Origin of the sequence: Enterococcus sp. AZ167, from assembly GCF_051714025.1 — a bacterium.
Classification (GTDB): Bacteria; Bacillota; Bacilli; order Lactobacillales; family Enterococcaceae; genus Enterococcus_D; species Enterococcus_D casseliflavus.
Map to the genome: position 1 here is coordinate 465071 of NZ_JBIORB010000002.1, position 12343 is coordinate 477413.

Genomic DNA, 12343 nt, shown 5'->3' on the forward strand with positions numbered 1-12343 from the left:
GTGCATTTTAATGTTAACGTTTGCATAACCATGGTAGCATGGGAAGGCGAGATTGACAAGGCTGAATTTCCTCAAATTCAAAACTTTAAAAGAAGGAGGATCACTATCGAAGTGATCGCATCTCATCAACTGATGCTTCATGGAACCATTTAGAATATAAAGAGATATAGGGAATATTAGCTAGAAATGAAGTGAACCCCCTATAAATTGTCACAAAATAGCATTTTGTTTATTTTTAAAGCATAGTTATTGAATAAAAATCATTTTTGTATTATGATTATCTTAACAACGAGCAATGAAGAGTACTGGGGCAAATGAAAGCTTGGGGAAGTCTTTTATTTGGGATACCCAGTACTCTTATCTTTGTTAAACGACAAGTGAAATACAAAAGAACGACTGAACTTCTTTGGTTCAGTCGTTCTTTTGTATTTCAAAAAGCGAGCGAAAGTAACTTGTCGTAAGGAAGAAAAAGTTTTTTCTCAATTGACAAAGGAATAATCATTGGCGGTTAAAACAGTACGAGCTTGTTCTACCTGATGCTCCTTGATTAAAATATAATCAGTATTGAAGGTAGAAACAGCAAAAATACTGATTGACTCCTCGGCTAGAAGGGAAGAGATTTTTGCAATAATGCCAATTAAGCTAAAATCCAGCACACCAATTATTTTCATCGCTTTCCATCCATCTTCTCTGTTTAGTGTTTCAGCTGGAACCTTTGCCGTTGGTAACACCAAAGAAAGTTCTTCTGACGTATGGGCAAAAAATAGAGGAACGATCTTCAGTATCGAAGGATCAATACGCTCTACTTGGATGACAGAAAAAGAGGGTGCCAATAAGGTCAGTTTCATTTAATCACGTCCTTCGTTTGATGCAATCATCATATCAAAGGATAAGAAAGAAGGGAAGGCGATTATCATTTGATCACGTATGATTCTAAGCGTTGTGTCGTTTCTGCGAGACGTAACAGACGGGTAGATTCTATACAGAAGAAAATAAGCGGTTAAAACTGATGGGTATACCTCTGTTTCTGGAGAAGAAGAAATATCAATTGGATCCGCAATCTATGCTGAATCAGATTTGAAATCAATCGAGTTAATAGAAGATAAATAGCACTCAATCATAAATCAATGGTTGAGTACTATTATTGTACATAAAATTATGGTGGACAGAGGAATGGAATATAAATCACTAATTGTTTGATTGGAAGAAAAATTGATACTGAGGATCATAAAGAGAAGAAGGAACATGCTAAATTTTACGAAGACCTTACAAGATTCAAGGAGAAGGTAAAGAACGCTCTGTAATATTTTGATAAACTTTAGTCAAGGAGGTGTGATAAATGGATAAATTTTTCAACTTTATTGAAAAAGGACTTTCCGAAGAAATTAATTTTTTTATGTTTTCCATAGATTTGGAACATTATTTAGTCGATCACTACGAGGAAATGTATACCGAAAACAAAGAAGCTACATTGTACCTGAATGATTTACTTCCTGATGAGGCTGAGAAAATGGAACCTGGAATGAATCCAGATAGTTTTTGTGAACGAGTAAAGGAAATTGTAGAGAAATCGAAAACACTTTAATTAGCACTTTTTTTGCTGAGGCAGAGTCAGATCAAGCCAGCAACGAACTATCATAGATTGTTGATGATCAAGCAGATTATGAAACTTACATCAAGCTTTGATGATAAGAAACATCTTCAAAAAATTTCATGCAATGAGCCAGGGAAAATAACTATTGTAGAAGCAAAGAAAGCCGTTGAGAACGCAAAACAGGAGTGAAAAAAAGTGTATCTAAAGATACTAAGGAGTAAAAAGCCTTAAATCAAAAATAGAGTAAAAAAATCAGCCCAAGAAAAACTCGCAAAAAAGAGATTCGTATACAATTTGGTGAAAAGGTACGCCATTGAAGAGCATTGATTGCTTAAAAAAAGCATCTGACTTCACTTGAACAATTAATGTAGGTTCAATCGGTATAAGAAATACAATCTAAGAAAAGCGAGGAATAGCACATCGGTTTAAAGCTGATAATTAACCACCATTTGACTACCAAACAAGAAAACTACGAAAAACATTGTGGAACTGAAAATACAAAAAAAGTGTTCAAAACCTCTTTAAATCAAGGCTTTGAACACTTAGGAAAAACTACGAAAATCTAATCGATTTTTCTTTATGGAGATGGCGGGAGTCGAACCCGCGTCCAAACATATTGCTACCTAAAAATCTACGCTCATAGTCAACTCATTTGAAGGTTCGCTTTACAGATTGCCGAGTGACAGGCAGTCTGTATCGCTAGTCTGATGCTCTCTTTTTTATCTTACAGACGGAAAGATAAAACGTATCCCACTTAGAATAGGACCCTTACTCGAGCACATGGGCGATGCCGAGAGGATCTACGCTAACTGTTTTTAGGCAGCTAAAGCGTAAGAGTTTTCGTTTTTAGCAGTTATATTTAACTGTAACGTTTTAACGTAGACGTAACCTACGAAGCGCAATTCAGGCTCAACTATGCCTGTCGAATCCGTAACATCCCCTTGATAAAAGGGGTATCGCTACCATTCATTAGTATACCATAGTTTTGCCTGTATGCAAAGAATCAGATTAAGTCAAAGTGTTTCAGGGCGTGCACGATCCCGCCTTCGGTATTTTTCAGGGTCACGAAGTCTGCCAACTCTTTCAACTCTTGAATTCCATTTCCCATTGCAATTTTGTGGTCGCAGGCTTCTAAAAGAGCGAAGTCGTTGCTGCCGTCACCAAAGCCGAAGGTAGGTACATCTTCTAGACCCAACAATTCTACCAAGGTTTTTACGCCCGTCCCTTTAGAGGTGCCAGATTTTACGACATCGATGGAAAAGGGGGTATTGCGATAAAAAGTTAATTCTGGAAAACGCTCATGATAATAAGCATCGTTGCCGACACCTAAAACTAACAACATATTGGTCCGATCTGTTTCATAATGCAGAGGATCGATTTCTGGTAAAGGGCTGCGGACATAGTTGTACGCACCAATCATTTCCGCGGTATGTCCAGTCGCCCAATAGCCTTTCTCATTGTAATAACACAGTTCATCGCCATTGTCTTTGACTGCTTGGAACATCCGTGCGCAAAGTTCAGGTTCAAGGGTATCGGAAAAAACTTCTTTGCCGTCAATACGGATAAAGGCGCCGTTCATGACGATGTTCGAGGTGATCCCAGCTGCTTCACGAATGGCGGTAACTTCAGGTTCGGTTCTTCCTGTTGCAATGATCGGCAGTACTTGGTTTTTTCGCAACATCGCCATCGCTTCAGCGATTTCGGATGTGATTTGCGAGTGTTCATCTAAAAGCGTACCGTCAAGATCAAAAAAAGTTAATGCTTTATAGGTCATGTATCTTACTCCTAAGGTTTATAGTCATAGTCCACTCACAATCTTATCAAAGATTGAAAAAAAGGCAAACCTTTATGAATAATCGGTGAAGTTGTTGGTAGAAGAAAGAAATTCGAGTATACTATAGGAAGAATGGAGTGAAACGATGATTTTTTTAGTAATTGGCATCATTTTTTTCTTGATTGGTCTCACTTTTTTTCTTTTTCCATCAAAAAAAATGAACCTTATTTATGGCTACCGTTCCTATTTAGCAAAACAAAATGAACGCAACTGGCGGCATGCTCAGAAACTATGCGCCCGTTATTTTCTGCTTTTTGGCGGAATCATGGCGGTCATTGGGTTTGTCTTGAAATGGCAAGAATGGACCAATTTTTTCCTAGTTGAAATGATCGCGATCCCTTGGTTCATCGTGCCGATCTTTGGCCTGATCGAAGAGAATCTGCAACGATTTGATAAAGAACATAGAGGTGAAGAAAATGAATATATTAATGATTGAAGACAACGAATCTGTTTCTGAAATGATGCAAATGTTTTTCTTGAATGAAGGATGGGAAGCGGCTTTTAAGTACGACGGCAAAGAAGGGCTGGAAGCCTTTGCTGCTGAACCAGACAAATGGGACATGATCACCCTTGACTTGAACCTTCCTTCCATGGATGGCATGATGGTGGCGCGCGAAATTCGCAAAATCTCCAGTACAGTACCTATTATTATGTTGACGGCCCGTGATTCAGAAAGCGATCAAGTCATCGGGTTGGAGATGGGGGCAGATGACTATGTGACGAAACCTTTTAGTCCACTGACCTTGATCGCGCGGATCAAAGCCTTACACCGCCGCAGTGAGTTGGTTGAAAAAACAACGCCTGAAGCTTCCGATGCAACTTTTGATGTTGTGACCGATCATTTCAAAATGAACACAAAAACACGGGAAGCCTATTTAAATGGCAAACCCATCGATGGGTTGACGCCGAAGGAATTTGATTTACTTTATACGTTAGCGAAAAAACCGCGGCAAGTCTTTTCACGAGAGCAATTGTTAGAACTAGTTTGGGATTACCAATATTTTGGTGACGAACGGACGGTTGATGCGCATATCAAAAAACTAAGACAAAAAATAGAAAAAGTGGGACCTCAGATCATTCAAACCGTCTGGGGTGTGGGGTATAAATTTGACGATGCAGGTGCTGCTTAATGCGCTACTTGTATCAACAGCTGATTGCGTTTTTTGTTGTGATCTTCGTGATTTTGATGACGATTGGTATTGCGTTTACACAAATGACGCGCCAAACATTACAAGAACGAAATTATGAGCAGTTAATGGGGTATGCTTCGTCGGTCGCGACGATTTCGCAAATCAGCGATTCAGAATATTTGCAGCAAAATATGACGCGAGATGGCTATCTGCAATATTCTCTGCATTTGGCTGAAAATATTTTGAGCAACCAAGACATTTCTTTTGCTTTCTTTAAAAGCCCCGATGACATCATTTATCCATTAGATACGACTCGTGCGGTAGATTTTCCAATTTCTGAAAAAGACTGGCAATCCTTAGAAAACGGGGCGCGTCTGCAACTGACGTCGCCTACGAATCTATATGGGGAAAAAGAACTGACTTCCTATGTTTTGATTCCTTTTTCTGTCAACCGAACGGATTTTTACGGGGTGATGGTGGTTTCGCAATCGGCAAGCAGCATCTTGAATCTTGTCAGTGCTTTTAACCAAAACTTGTTTAAAGTATGTTTGATCTCGATCGTCGTTTCCTTATTGATCAGTTACCTATTTGCTACGTTCCAAGTAAGGCGGATCAATCGCATGAAACGAGCAACCAAGGAGATCACCAATGGCAATTTTGATATCTTCTTGCCAGTGCATAATCGGGATGAATTTGATGAGTTAGCCGAAGATTTTAATTTAATGACGAAATCCTTAAAAGAGTCGCAAGAGGAAATTGAACGACAAGAAGAACGTCGTCGACAATTTATGGCAGACGCTTCGCATGAGATGCGTACGCCTTTGACGACCATCAATGGCTTATTGGAAGGGTTAGAGTACAACGCGATTCCTGAAAATCAAAAGGACAATGCGATCCGTTTGATGAAAAATGAAACCAATCGCTTGATTCGATTAGTCAACGAAAACCTTGACTACGAAAAAATCCGAACCAATCAAATCTCGATGGTCATCAAAAAATTCGATGCAACGCAAACCATTAAAAATCTGCTGACGCAACTTGAGAGCAAGGCAGAAATCGCCAAAGATGTGTTGATTTTAGAAACAACAGAGCCAATTGACGTCTATGCCGACTACGATCGTTTCGTCCAAATCATGGTCAATATTTTACAAAATGCGATCCAGTTTACGGAAGATGGAGAAATTCGGGTTCGAATCGAAAAAGGCTACTTGGAAACGATCATCGAAATCAGTGATACGGGAATCGGCATGTCTGAAGAACAAGTCAAGAATATTTGGGATCGTTATTACAAAGTCGATCCTTCCCGTAAAAACCGTCAATTTGGTGAATCAGGTTTGGGCCTATCGATCGTTGAACAGCTCGTACGCCTGCACAAAGGAAAGATCAGTGTAGAAAGTGAACTTGGCAAAGGCACGACGTTTAAAATTTCTTTTCCTGATATCGACTTAAATGAAGAATAGCAATCGACCGGCAGCAATTCGCTTAGCCGGTCGATTTTTTTTGCGGTTCAGTGGCAGCAGCCCAAACAAAAAGACCTGCTTTTGCAAGCAAGCCTTCTTGTTTGGGGGCTATGTAAACTATAGATAAGTAGTATAAGGGGTATGGGCAAAGCATTCGTCTTCATGAATCAAATAGATGGCAACAGCAAATTGTTCGGCGATTTCTTGACACAAGGGCAGCAGGGTTTGAACCTCTTTCGTTGTTAATGTGCTCAAGACATTTTCGATTAAAAGGGTTTCTCTTTCTGAAAGCAAAGCTAAGAGCAGTTGAATTTTGAGCTCCTCAAAGGGTGTTAACTCTGTTCGATCTTTTTTCAAAACCGATAAGGGAAGCTGTACATAAGGCAGCACATCCTCTAAATCGCCCCCCTTTTTATTTGCAAGAGATACATTGTCCATGACCGATAAAAAGGGGACGGAGGGCCACTGTGCGCGAATCAAGATTGCTTTTTTTTGTGAAAGCAGCAAACTTAATTCAGATGTTTTTGTTTCATTGTCTTTCGCAACATAAAAGAAACCAATTGATTTCGTTAGCTGAGTTGGTTTTTCCATTGTTTTTTCCTCCAATACAGACTATGTCCGCTAGCAATCAGACCAGTAAAGCTGGTAACAGCGGCAAGCAATACGATAAGTGTGTGGCGCGTACTTTCAAATAAAATAGCAAGCCAAGTGGTGCTGTTCAAGTCAACATTTTGGACAAGAATTTGACTGTTTTGCGGGATCGTAATGGCGAATTCTTGACCGGGAAGACTTTGAACAGCCTCCCAAAAGTGATCCGAAGCACGCTCACGATCAAGAGCGATGATATGCCCGCTAAGCAATTCTCGCTGGAAATAAGGCTGGAAGAGCAGCAATAACACAAAGGCGATCACGGCAGCTGCTAAAAGCGGCAAGAGCATTTCAAGCAACTGCATCGCCACCCATTGTCTTGTGGTGGCACCACTTGCTAACCAGGCAGTGTATTCTGAGCGTTTCGATAATTGGTAATAAACTTGAAAGCCGATAAAGACCAGTGTAAAGGCGCTAAAAATCAAATAGAACAGTTGATGATAGATCGTCGTGACTGGTTGGATCTCTTCCGCTACTTTCGTTTGCAAATCTTCTGTTGTTAAGAGATCTCTAGTTTGAGCGATCACTTGATCCATTGAGTAGATCAAGGCGAAGGTCACGATCAAGCCAATCACGGCAAAGAAGGATACAAGCGTATAAAGCACCATGGCTTTTTTATGATAAAATATGCTGGCAATCGCAAAATGTATAGTTTTCATCTAGTTCACCTCATCCTATTTCATAGTATAAAAGGGGAGTTTGAATAAAGTATGAAGTTCTTGTAGTAAAATATCGAAGCTAAAAAAGCAATAGAAAAAATCGGGTTTTTACGAACAAAACAGCCGAAAAAAATCCAGCAAAGCATCCGCCTTGCTGGATCGATCTTGTAGTACTTATAGGTTATTCTCCGCTATCTTGTTCCGTCATCTGCTGGTATTCTTGGAAGGTTTTTGTTTGGTACAGATCGACGGTCGATTGATTGCCGTTTTGAGAAAAGGCGCTGGTTGAATCACTGCCTAGATTCTTTTCGATATCCATCATTTGCTGAAGGGCGTCTTTGTAATTATAGGTCGAAGGATCGACTTCTTCTAAACCGCTCTTCGCATAGAAACGTAAGAGATCACCATTGTTGATCTGATCAGAAACCGACAGCTGTTTGTCAACTTTGGCTTTCCACTCATCGACTTTCGCTTGCAGTTCATCGGATGGATCGTTGATCGGCATGCCGGTACGATTGTCATACAATGTACTGCTATAGTAAGTGTAGTCTGGTGTCACAAAGTCGCCATCGCGGAAGGCAACCAGTTGTTCATTTTGATCAGAGAATAAATCTTGTCCCAATTGAATATAGTTCGATGTATCTACACCGAGTAAGTGCAAGAGGGTTGGCAACGCATCAACTTGGCCACCATACGTATGATTGATGCCGCCGTTTGATTGTCCTGGAATATGGATCATATAAGGAACACGTTGCAATGAAGCATTGTCAAAGTTTGTCCAAGTCGAACTTGTTTTTCCAAGCAATTCTGCTAAGTTGCGGTTCCGAGAATTGGAAATTCCGTAATGGTCACCATATAAAACGATGACTGAGTTTTCGTACAAGCCGCTTTCTTTCAAGTAATTAAAGAACTCTTCTACGGCTTTATCTAAATAATTCGCGGTTGCGAAATACCCATTGATCGTTTGATCAGAAGTGTTCGCTAGCGGGAAGCCGCCTTCTTCATTGGTAAATTCAGAATATGGGTAGTGGTTAGAAACTGCAATGAATTTTGAATAGAACGGTTGTTGCAGGCGTTCTAAGTATTGTACCGATTGTTCAAAGAACGGTTTGTCATGTAGACCGTATTGGAATGAATTTTCATCATTGACATCATAATAGGATGCGTCGAAGAAATAATCATAGCCAAACCGTTTGTAGGTTTCATTTCGGTTCCAGAAGGTACCCGTATTTCCGTGGAAAACCGCACTGGTATAGCCTTGGGTTTGACCTAAAATATCTGGCGCTGCCTCAAAGGTATTTTTTCCACCCAGTTGAGTGAATAATGCCCCCTGATTCAATCCGAACAAGGAATTTTCGAATAACGTTTCCGCATCACTGGTCTTCCCAGCTTTTACTTGATGGAAGAAGTTATCGAAACTAAAGGTGCTATCGCTATGATACAAACTATTGATAAATGGCATGACTTCATGTTCAACACCATTTTCATCTTTTAATTTATAATCGATCAAGAATTGCTGAACACTTTCTAAATGAATATAAATGACGTTCTTGCCTTTTGCGATACCGAACAGATCATCATTCGGTTCAGCGTAATGTTCTCTGACATAGCTTTCTACTTCGTTCATGTCGTTGGGACTTGCTTCGGCACGTACTTGCGAAGCTTGATAGGTTTGCACGCCATCATAAACCGTAAAGGCGTTGATCCCAAGGTATTTCACTAAATAGTCACGAGAAAACGTTCGAGTAAGCAGTTCAGGACGATCCGCTTCTGCTAAGAAAAGATTGGCAGAAAAGACCATGACAGCTAAGGTTGAGATCGCAAAAGCCATCCGTGCCCGCACAGGACGAGTGTCCATTTTGATTTTTTTCATTGAAAAGGCTGCAATCAGCACGATAAAGTCAATGAAGTACAACACATCGTAGGGACGGAACAAGCGAATTGCGCTTTCTCCTAGACCACTTGCCACTTTTCCTACACCAAGCATCGTGTTGATGGTGATAAAGTCAGTGAATTCTCGATAGTACGAAACATTGGAGAACAACAGCAGAGTCATCAAGAAATAAATCACAAGCATCGTGATATAAGCTGCTTTGGTTCTTCTTACGTACAATGCGATCGACAGCAGCAACAAAGTCGTTGCGATCGGATTGATGAATAAGATGAAGTACTGAATGCTGCTTTCAATACCTAGGTGGAAGTCCACCATATAGGCAAAGATATTTTTTAGCCAAAATAATAGGGCTAATAGGAAAAAAAAGCCCATTCTTGTATTCACAAAGGTGGATACTTTATTTTTTTTCAAAGGAATCGTCCTCTCTTTTTCCAGTATAACCGGTAAATTACGATTTTACATCACAGTACATTTTACTAGGCTGTGAAAGACGTGTCAAATGAATTCCTTGTCATGACGCGGAATTAAGTATTTCTTTACTTTCAAGGATACAGACAATACAGTCGCTTTTTGCTATACTAAAAAGGAGAATGAATGGAGCAGATGAACATGAAAATAAAACTAACGAAGCAAGGATCAGCGAAGCTTCGCAAAAAGAATCCGTTGATCCAACGAGAAGATCTTCAACAAGCAATCGAGACGAAGGAGTGGGTCACCTTTATTGATCAGGCCAACCATTTCTTAGGTGTCGGCTATCTTGGGGAACAAAATAAAGGGATCGGATGGGTCGTATCCTTTGAAGAAACAGTGATCGACCAAGCATTCTTTGCGCAACGCTTTGCGAAAGCAAAAGGCAAACGCATTGCTTATTATCAAGATGACCTGACAGATGCCTTTCGTCTGTTTAATGGCGAGGGGGATCAATTGGGGGGACTTACCGTAGATTTGTATGGCGAGTATGTCGTTTTTTCTTGGTACAATGCCACCCTTTATCAACATAAAAAAGCGATCGTGGCGGCTTTTCGTCAAATCTTTCCCGAGATCAAAGGGGCATATGAAAAAATCCGCTTTACGTCTGAACTGCCTGAATCAGCATGGGTCTATGGAAAAACGGCACCTGAACCCTTACTGGTGAAGGAAAATGGCGTCACGTATGCGACGTATTTGAACGAAGGATTAATGACGGGCATCTTTTTGGATCAAAAAGAAGTTCGTGGGCAACTTATTGATGGCTTGGCAGCTGGCAAGACGGTTTTAAATATGTTCAGTTATACGGGGGCGTTTTCTGTCGCTGCTGCTGTCGGTGGCGCTGCTCAAACAACGAGCGTCGATTTGGCAAAACGCAGTCTAGAAAAGACCCGCGAACAATTTGCAGTCAACGGCATTGATCCAGATACCCAGCGTATCCATGTCATGGATGTTTTCAATTACTTCAATTATGCCAGCAAAAAAGACTTGCGCTTTGATATGATCGTTTTAGATCCGCCGAGTTTTGCCCGCAACAAGAAAAAGGTCTTCTCGGTTGCGAAAAATTATGGCGACTTAGTCACTGATAGTTTGGCGATTTTAGCGCCTGATGGCTTGTTGATCGCCTCAACGAATGCGGCCAATCTTTCACCGAGGAAGTTTCAAGAAATGATCGAAGCATCCTTAGAGAAAGCACACGTTGCTTATGAATGTATTCAAAGTTATCGTCTACCAGCTGATTTTGCGGTAGATAAGCATTTTTCCGAAGGGAACTATCTGAAAGTATTCTTTTATCAAATGAAAAAGGAGTGAAGTAGATGAGCCGATCAAAACCAGTAACGTTAGACGGGAAAACACCGTTGATTTGTGTGCCATTGATTGGGAAAACCAATGAAGAGATCTTGAAACAAGCCATTGCTGCTGAGGAATCAGAGGCACAGATCGTCGAATGGCGTGTTGATCATTACAAACATGTCGAAGACCAGCAAGCGGTCTTAGATGCGTTATCACATATTCGCACGACATTAAAGCACAAAGATCTGCTCTTCACTTTTCGAACCTTGGAAGAAGGGGGCGAGCGGGCGTTCACATTGACCCAGTACAAAGAATTGTGTTTAGCTGCTGCTGATTCAGGCTTGATCGATTGGATCGATGTCGAATTAGAGAAAGCTGAATTTTTAGGTCGAGCCTTTATTCAAGAAATCAAAAAGGCACAGGTAAAGCTGATATTGAGCAATCATGATTTTGAGAAAACGCCAGAAGATGCTGTGTTGATTTTAAAGATCGGCGTAATGAATCAATTTGGTGCCGATGTTGGCAAGTTAGCGATGATGCCCAAGCAAGTCCAAGATGTTTTACGTTTGATGGGGATCATTACTAAAGCGCGTGGCTTCAACCAACTGCCGTTGGCGATCATGTCGATGGGGGAGCTGGGGAAAATCAGCCGGGTTAGTGGGGCATTGACTGGTTCGGTCTTTACTTTTGCTTCGTTGCAAGGTACTTCAGCACCTGGACAAATACCGATCGAACGAATGACCAACTACTTACAAGAATTTTCACTCAATGAGTAAGACCAGCCAAGGCCTTCTCTTAAAAGAAACCAAAACAAAAGAGGGATAAAATGGCGAAGAAGAAACAAAAAACCAATGCGATCCGTCAAGTAGAACAACAGAAAATCGCTTATAACGAATACACCTATGAGTGGTCGGAAGACCATCTCGATGCGCAATCCGTCGCTGCGCAACTAGCACGCCCGCAAGCCATCTACAAAACGCTGGTGGCAGTGGGCAACAAAACAGGTCCGCTGGTGGCTGTGATTCCTGGAAACAGAGAAGTGGATCTGAAAAAGTTAGCCAAAGTCAGTGGAAACAAAAAAGTAGAGATGCTGCATCTGAGAGATTTAGAAGAAACGACTGGCTATATTCGCGGCGGCTGTTCGCCGATCGGGATGAAAAAGCTCTTTCCTACTTATATTGATCGTGGGGCGAAGACACTGGAAGAAATCGTGGTTTCTGCAGGAAAGCGCGGGTTGCAGATGGGGCTTGCCCCACAAGCGTTGCAACAATTGACTAGGGCGGTCTTTGCCGATTTGTTTGCACCTGAACACGAATAAAAAATCCCCGTGAACCATCTTGAAATGCCGTTCACGGGGATTATT

12 protein-coding genes and 1 other RNA gene are annotated in these 12343 nt (G+C 41.0%); 7 read left to right on the top strand and 6 right to left on the bottom strand.

What is annotated here, in order from left to right; all coding sequences use genetic code 11:
- Positions 1-479: 479 nt before the first annotated feature.
- On the bottom strand, positions 480-848 hold the full coding sequence (locus IGJ05_RS13905; protein ID WP_010749708.1) for an ACT domain-containing protein: 369 nt from the start codon (positions 846-848) through the stop codon (positions 480-482).
- Positions 849-1339: 491 nt separating this feature from the next.
- Between IGJ05_RS13905 and IGJ05_RS13910 the strand changes: the two genes are divergently transcribed.
- Positions 1340-1585 (top strand): hypothetical protein, encoded by a 246-nt coding sequence (locus IGJ05_RS13910; protein ID WP_010749707.1) that lies wholly within the window; start codon positions 1340-1342, stop codon positions 1583-1585.
- A 586-nt stretch (positions 1586-2171) separates the two neighbouring features.
- Here IGJ05_RS13910 and ssrA read toward each other — a convergent pair.
- Positions 2172-2535, bottom strand: a transfer-messenger RNA (tmRNA) gene (gene ssrA, locus IGJ05_RS13915).
- A gap of 62 nt (positions 2536-2597) precedes the next feature.
- On the bottom strand, positions 2598-3368 hold the full coding sequence (locus IGJ05_RS13920; protein WP_081116485.1) for a Cof-type HAD-IIB family hydrolase: 771 nt from the start codon (positions 3366-3368) through the stop codon (positions 2598-2600).
- 145 nt (positions 3369-3513) lie between these two features.
- Between IGJ05_RS13920 and IGJ05_RS13925 the strand changes: the two genes are divergently transcribed.
- From IGJ05_RS13925 to IGJ05_RS13935, 3 genes are read left to right on the top strand one after another with little or no spacing between them, the layout of a single operon-like run.
- Positions 3514-3864: an SdpI family protein gene (locus IGJ05_RS13925; RefSeq protein ID WP_015510109.1), complete on the top strand. Its 351-nt coding sequence runs from the start codon at positions 3514-3516 to the stop codon at positions 3862-3864.
- Positions 3845-4558: a response regulator transcription factor gene (locus tag IGJ05_RS13930; protein WP_010749704.1), complete on the top strand. Its 714-nt coding sequence runs from the start codon at positions 3845-3847 to the stop codon at positions 4556-4558. The genes IGJ05_RS13925 and IGJ05_RS13930 overlap by 20 nt, the downstream gene beginning before the upstream one ends.
- Entirely contained in the window at positions 4558-6018 is a 1461-nt protein-coding gene (locus IGJ05_RS13935) for a sensor histidine kinase (protein ID WP_005229120.1), read from the top strand. The genes IGJ05_RS13930 and IGJ05_RS13935 overlap by 1 nt, the downstream gene beginning before the upstream one ends.
- Before the next feature lie 117 nt (positions 6019-6135).
- Here IGJ05_RS13935 and IGJ05_RS13940 read toward each other — a convergent pair whose 3' ends face one another.
- The 3 genes from IGJ05_RS13940 to IGJ05_RS13950 form a co-directional block, all read right to left on the bottom strand.
- Complete coding sequence (locus IGJ05_RS13940; protein WP_317720896.1) at positions 6136-6609, bottom strand: hypothetical protein; 474 nt, start codon at positions 6607-6609, stop codon at positions 6136-6138.
- Complete coding sequence (locus tag IGJ05_RS13945) at positions 6588-7325, bottom strand: hypothetical protein (protein WP_005229124.1); 738 nt, start codon at positions 7323-7325, stop codon at positions 6588-6590. The genes IGJ05_RS13940 and IGJ05_RS13945 overlap by 22 nt, the downstream gene beginning before the upstream one ends.
- Before the next feature lie 181 nt (positions 7326-7506).
- Complete coding sequence (locus tag IGJ05_RS13950; protein ID WP_050979041.1) at positions 7507-9591, bottom strand: LTA synthase family protein; 2085 nt, start codon at positions 9589-9591, stop codon at positions 7507-7509.
- Positions 9592-9828: 237 nt separating this feature from the next.
- Between IGJ05_RS13950 and IGJ05_RS13955 the strand changes: the two genes are divergently transcribed.
- Genes IGJ05_RS13955 through ybaK form a run of 3 tightly spaced genes read left to right on the top strand, consistent with a single transcriptional unit; the run spans position 9829 to position 12298 of the window.
- The gene (locus tag IGJ05_RS13955; protein WP_438725314.1) at positions 9829-10998 is read left to right on the top strand and encodes a class I SAM-dependent rRNA methyltransferase; all 1170 of its coding nucleotides are present in this window, start codon (positions 9829-9831) and stop codon (positions 10996-10998) included.
- Between the two features lie 5 nt (positions 10999-11003).
- Positions 11004-11756, top strand: a complete 753-nt coding sequence (aroD, locus tag IGJ05_RS13960) for a type I 3-dehydroquinate dehydratase (RefSeq protein WP_438725315.1) — start codon at positions 11004-11006, stop codon at positions 11754-11756.
- Between the two features lie 50 nt (positions 11757-11806).
- Positions 11807-12298 carry a Cys-tRNA(Pro) deacylase gene (gene ybaK / locus IGJ05_RS13965; protein WP_438725316.1) on the top strand — a complete coding sequence of 164 codons (492 nt, stop codon included), beginning with the start codon at positions 11807-11809 and terminating at the stop codon, positions 12296-12298.
- Positions 12299-12343 lie beyond the last annotated feature (45 nt).

Bases quoted from the DNA above. Each gene is read 5' to 3' on its own strand.
- IGJ05_RS13935 (WP_005229120.1), top strand. From the start codon at position 4,558: ATGCGCTACTTGTATCAACAGCTGATTGCGTTTTTTGTTGTGATCTTC.
- IGJ05_RS13920 (WP_081116485.1), bottom strand. From the start codon at position 3,368: ATGACCTATAAAGCATTAACTTTTTTTGATCTTGACGGTACGCTTTTA.
- ybaK (WP_438725316.1), top strand. From the start codon at position 11,807: ATGGCGAAGAAGAAACAAAAAACCAATGCGATCCGTCAAGTAGAACAA.
- IGJ05_RS13910 (WP_010749707.1), top strand. From the start codon at position 1,340: ATGGATAAATTTTTCAACTTTATTGAAAAAGGACTTTCCGAAGAAATT.
- IGJ05_RS13955 (WP_438725314.1), top strand. From the start codon at position 9,829: ATGAAAATAAAACTAACGAAGCAAGGATCAGCGAAGCTTCGCAAAAAG.
- IGJ05_RS13945 (WP_005229124.1), bottom strand. From the start codon at position 7,325: ATGAAAACTATACATTTTGCGATTGCCAGCATATTTTATCATAAAAAA.
- IGJ05_RS13925 (WP_015510109.1), top strand. From the start codon at position 3,514: ATGATTTTTTTAGTAATTGGCATCATTTTTTTCTTGATTGGTCTCACT.
- aroD (WP_438725315.1), top strand. From the start codon at position 11,004: ATGAGCCGATCAAAACCAGTAACGTTAGACGGGAAAACACCGTTGATT.
- IGJ05_RS13940 (WP_317720896.1), bottom strand. From the start codon at position 6,609: ATGGAAAAACCAACTCAGCTAACGAAATCAATTGGTTTCTTTTATGTT.
- IGJ05_RS13950 (WP_050979041.1), bottom strand. From the start codon at position 9,591: ATGGGCTTTTTTTTCCTATTAGCCCTATTATTTTGGCTAAAAAATATC.
- IGJ05_RS13930 (WP_010749704.1), top strand. From the start codon at position 3,845: ATGAATATATTAATGATTGAAGACAACGAATCTGTTTCTGAAATGATG.
- IGJ05_RS13905 (WP_010749708.1), bottom strand. From the start codon at position 848: ATGAAACTGACCTTATTGGCACCCTCTTTTTCTGTCATCCAAGTAGAG.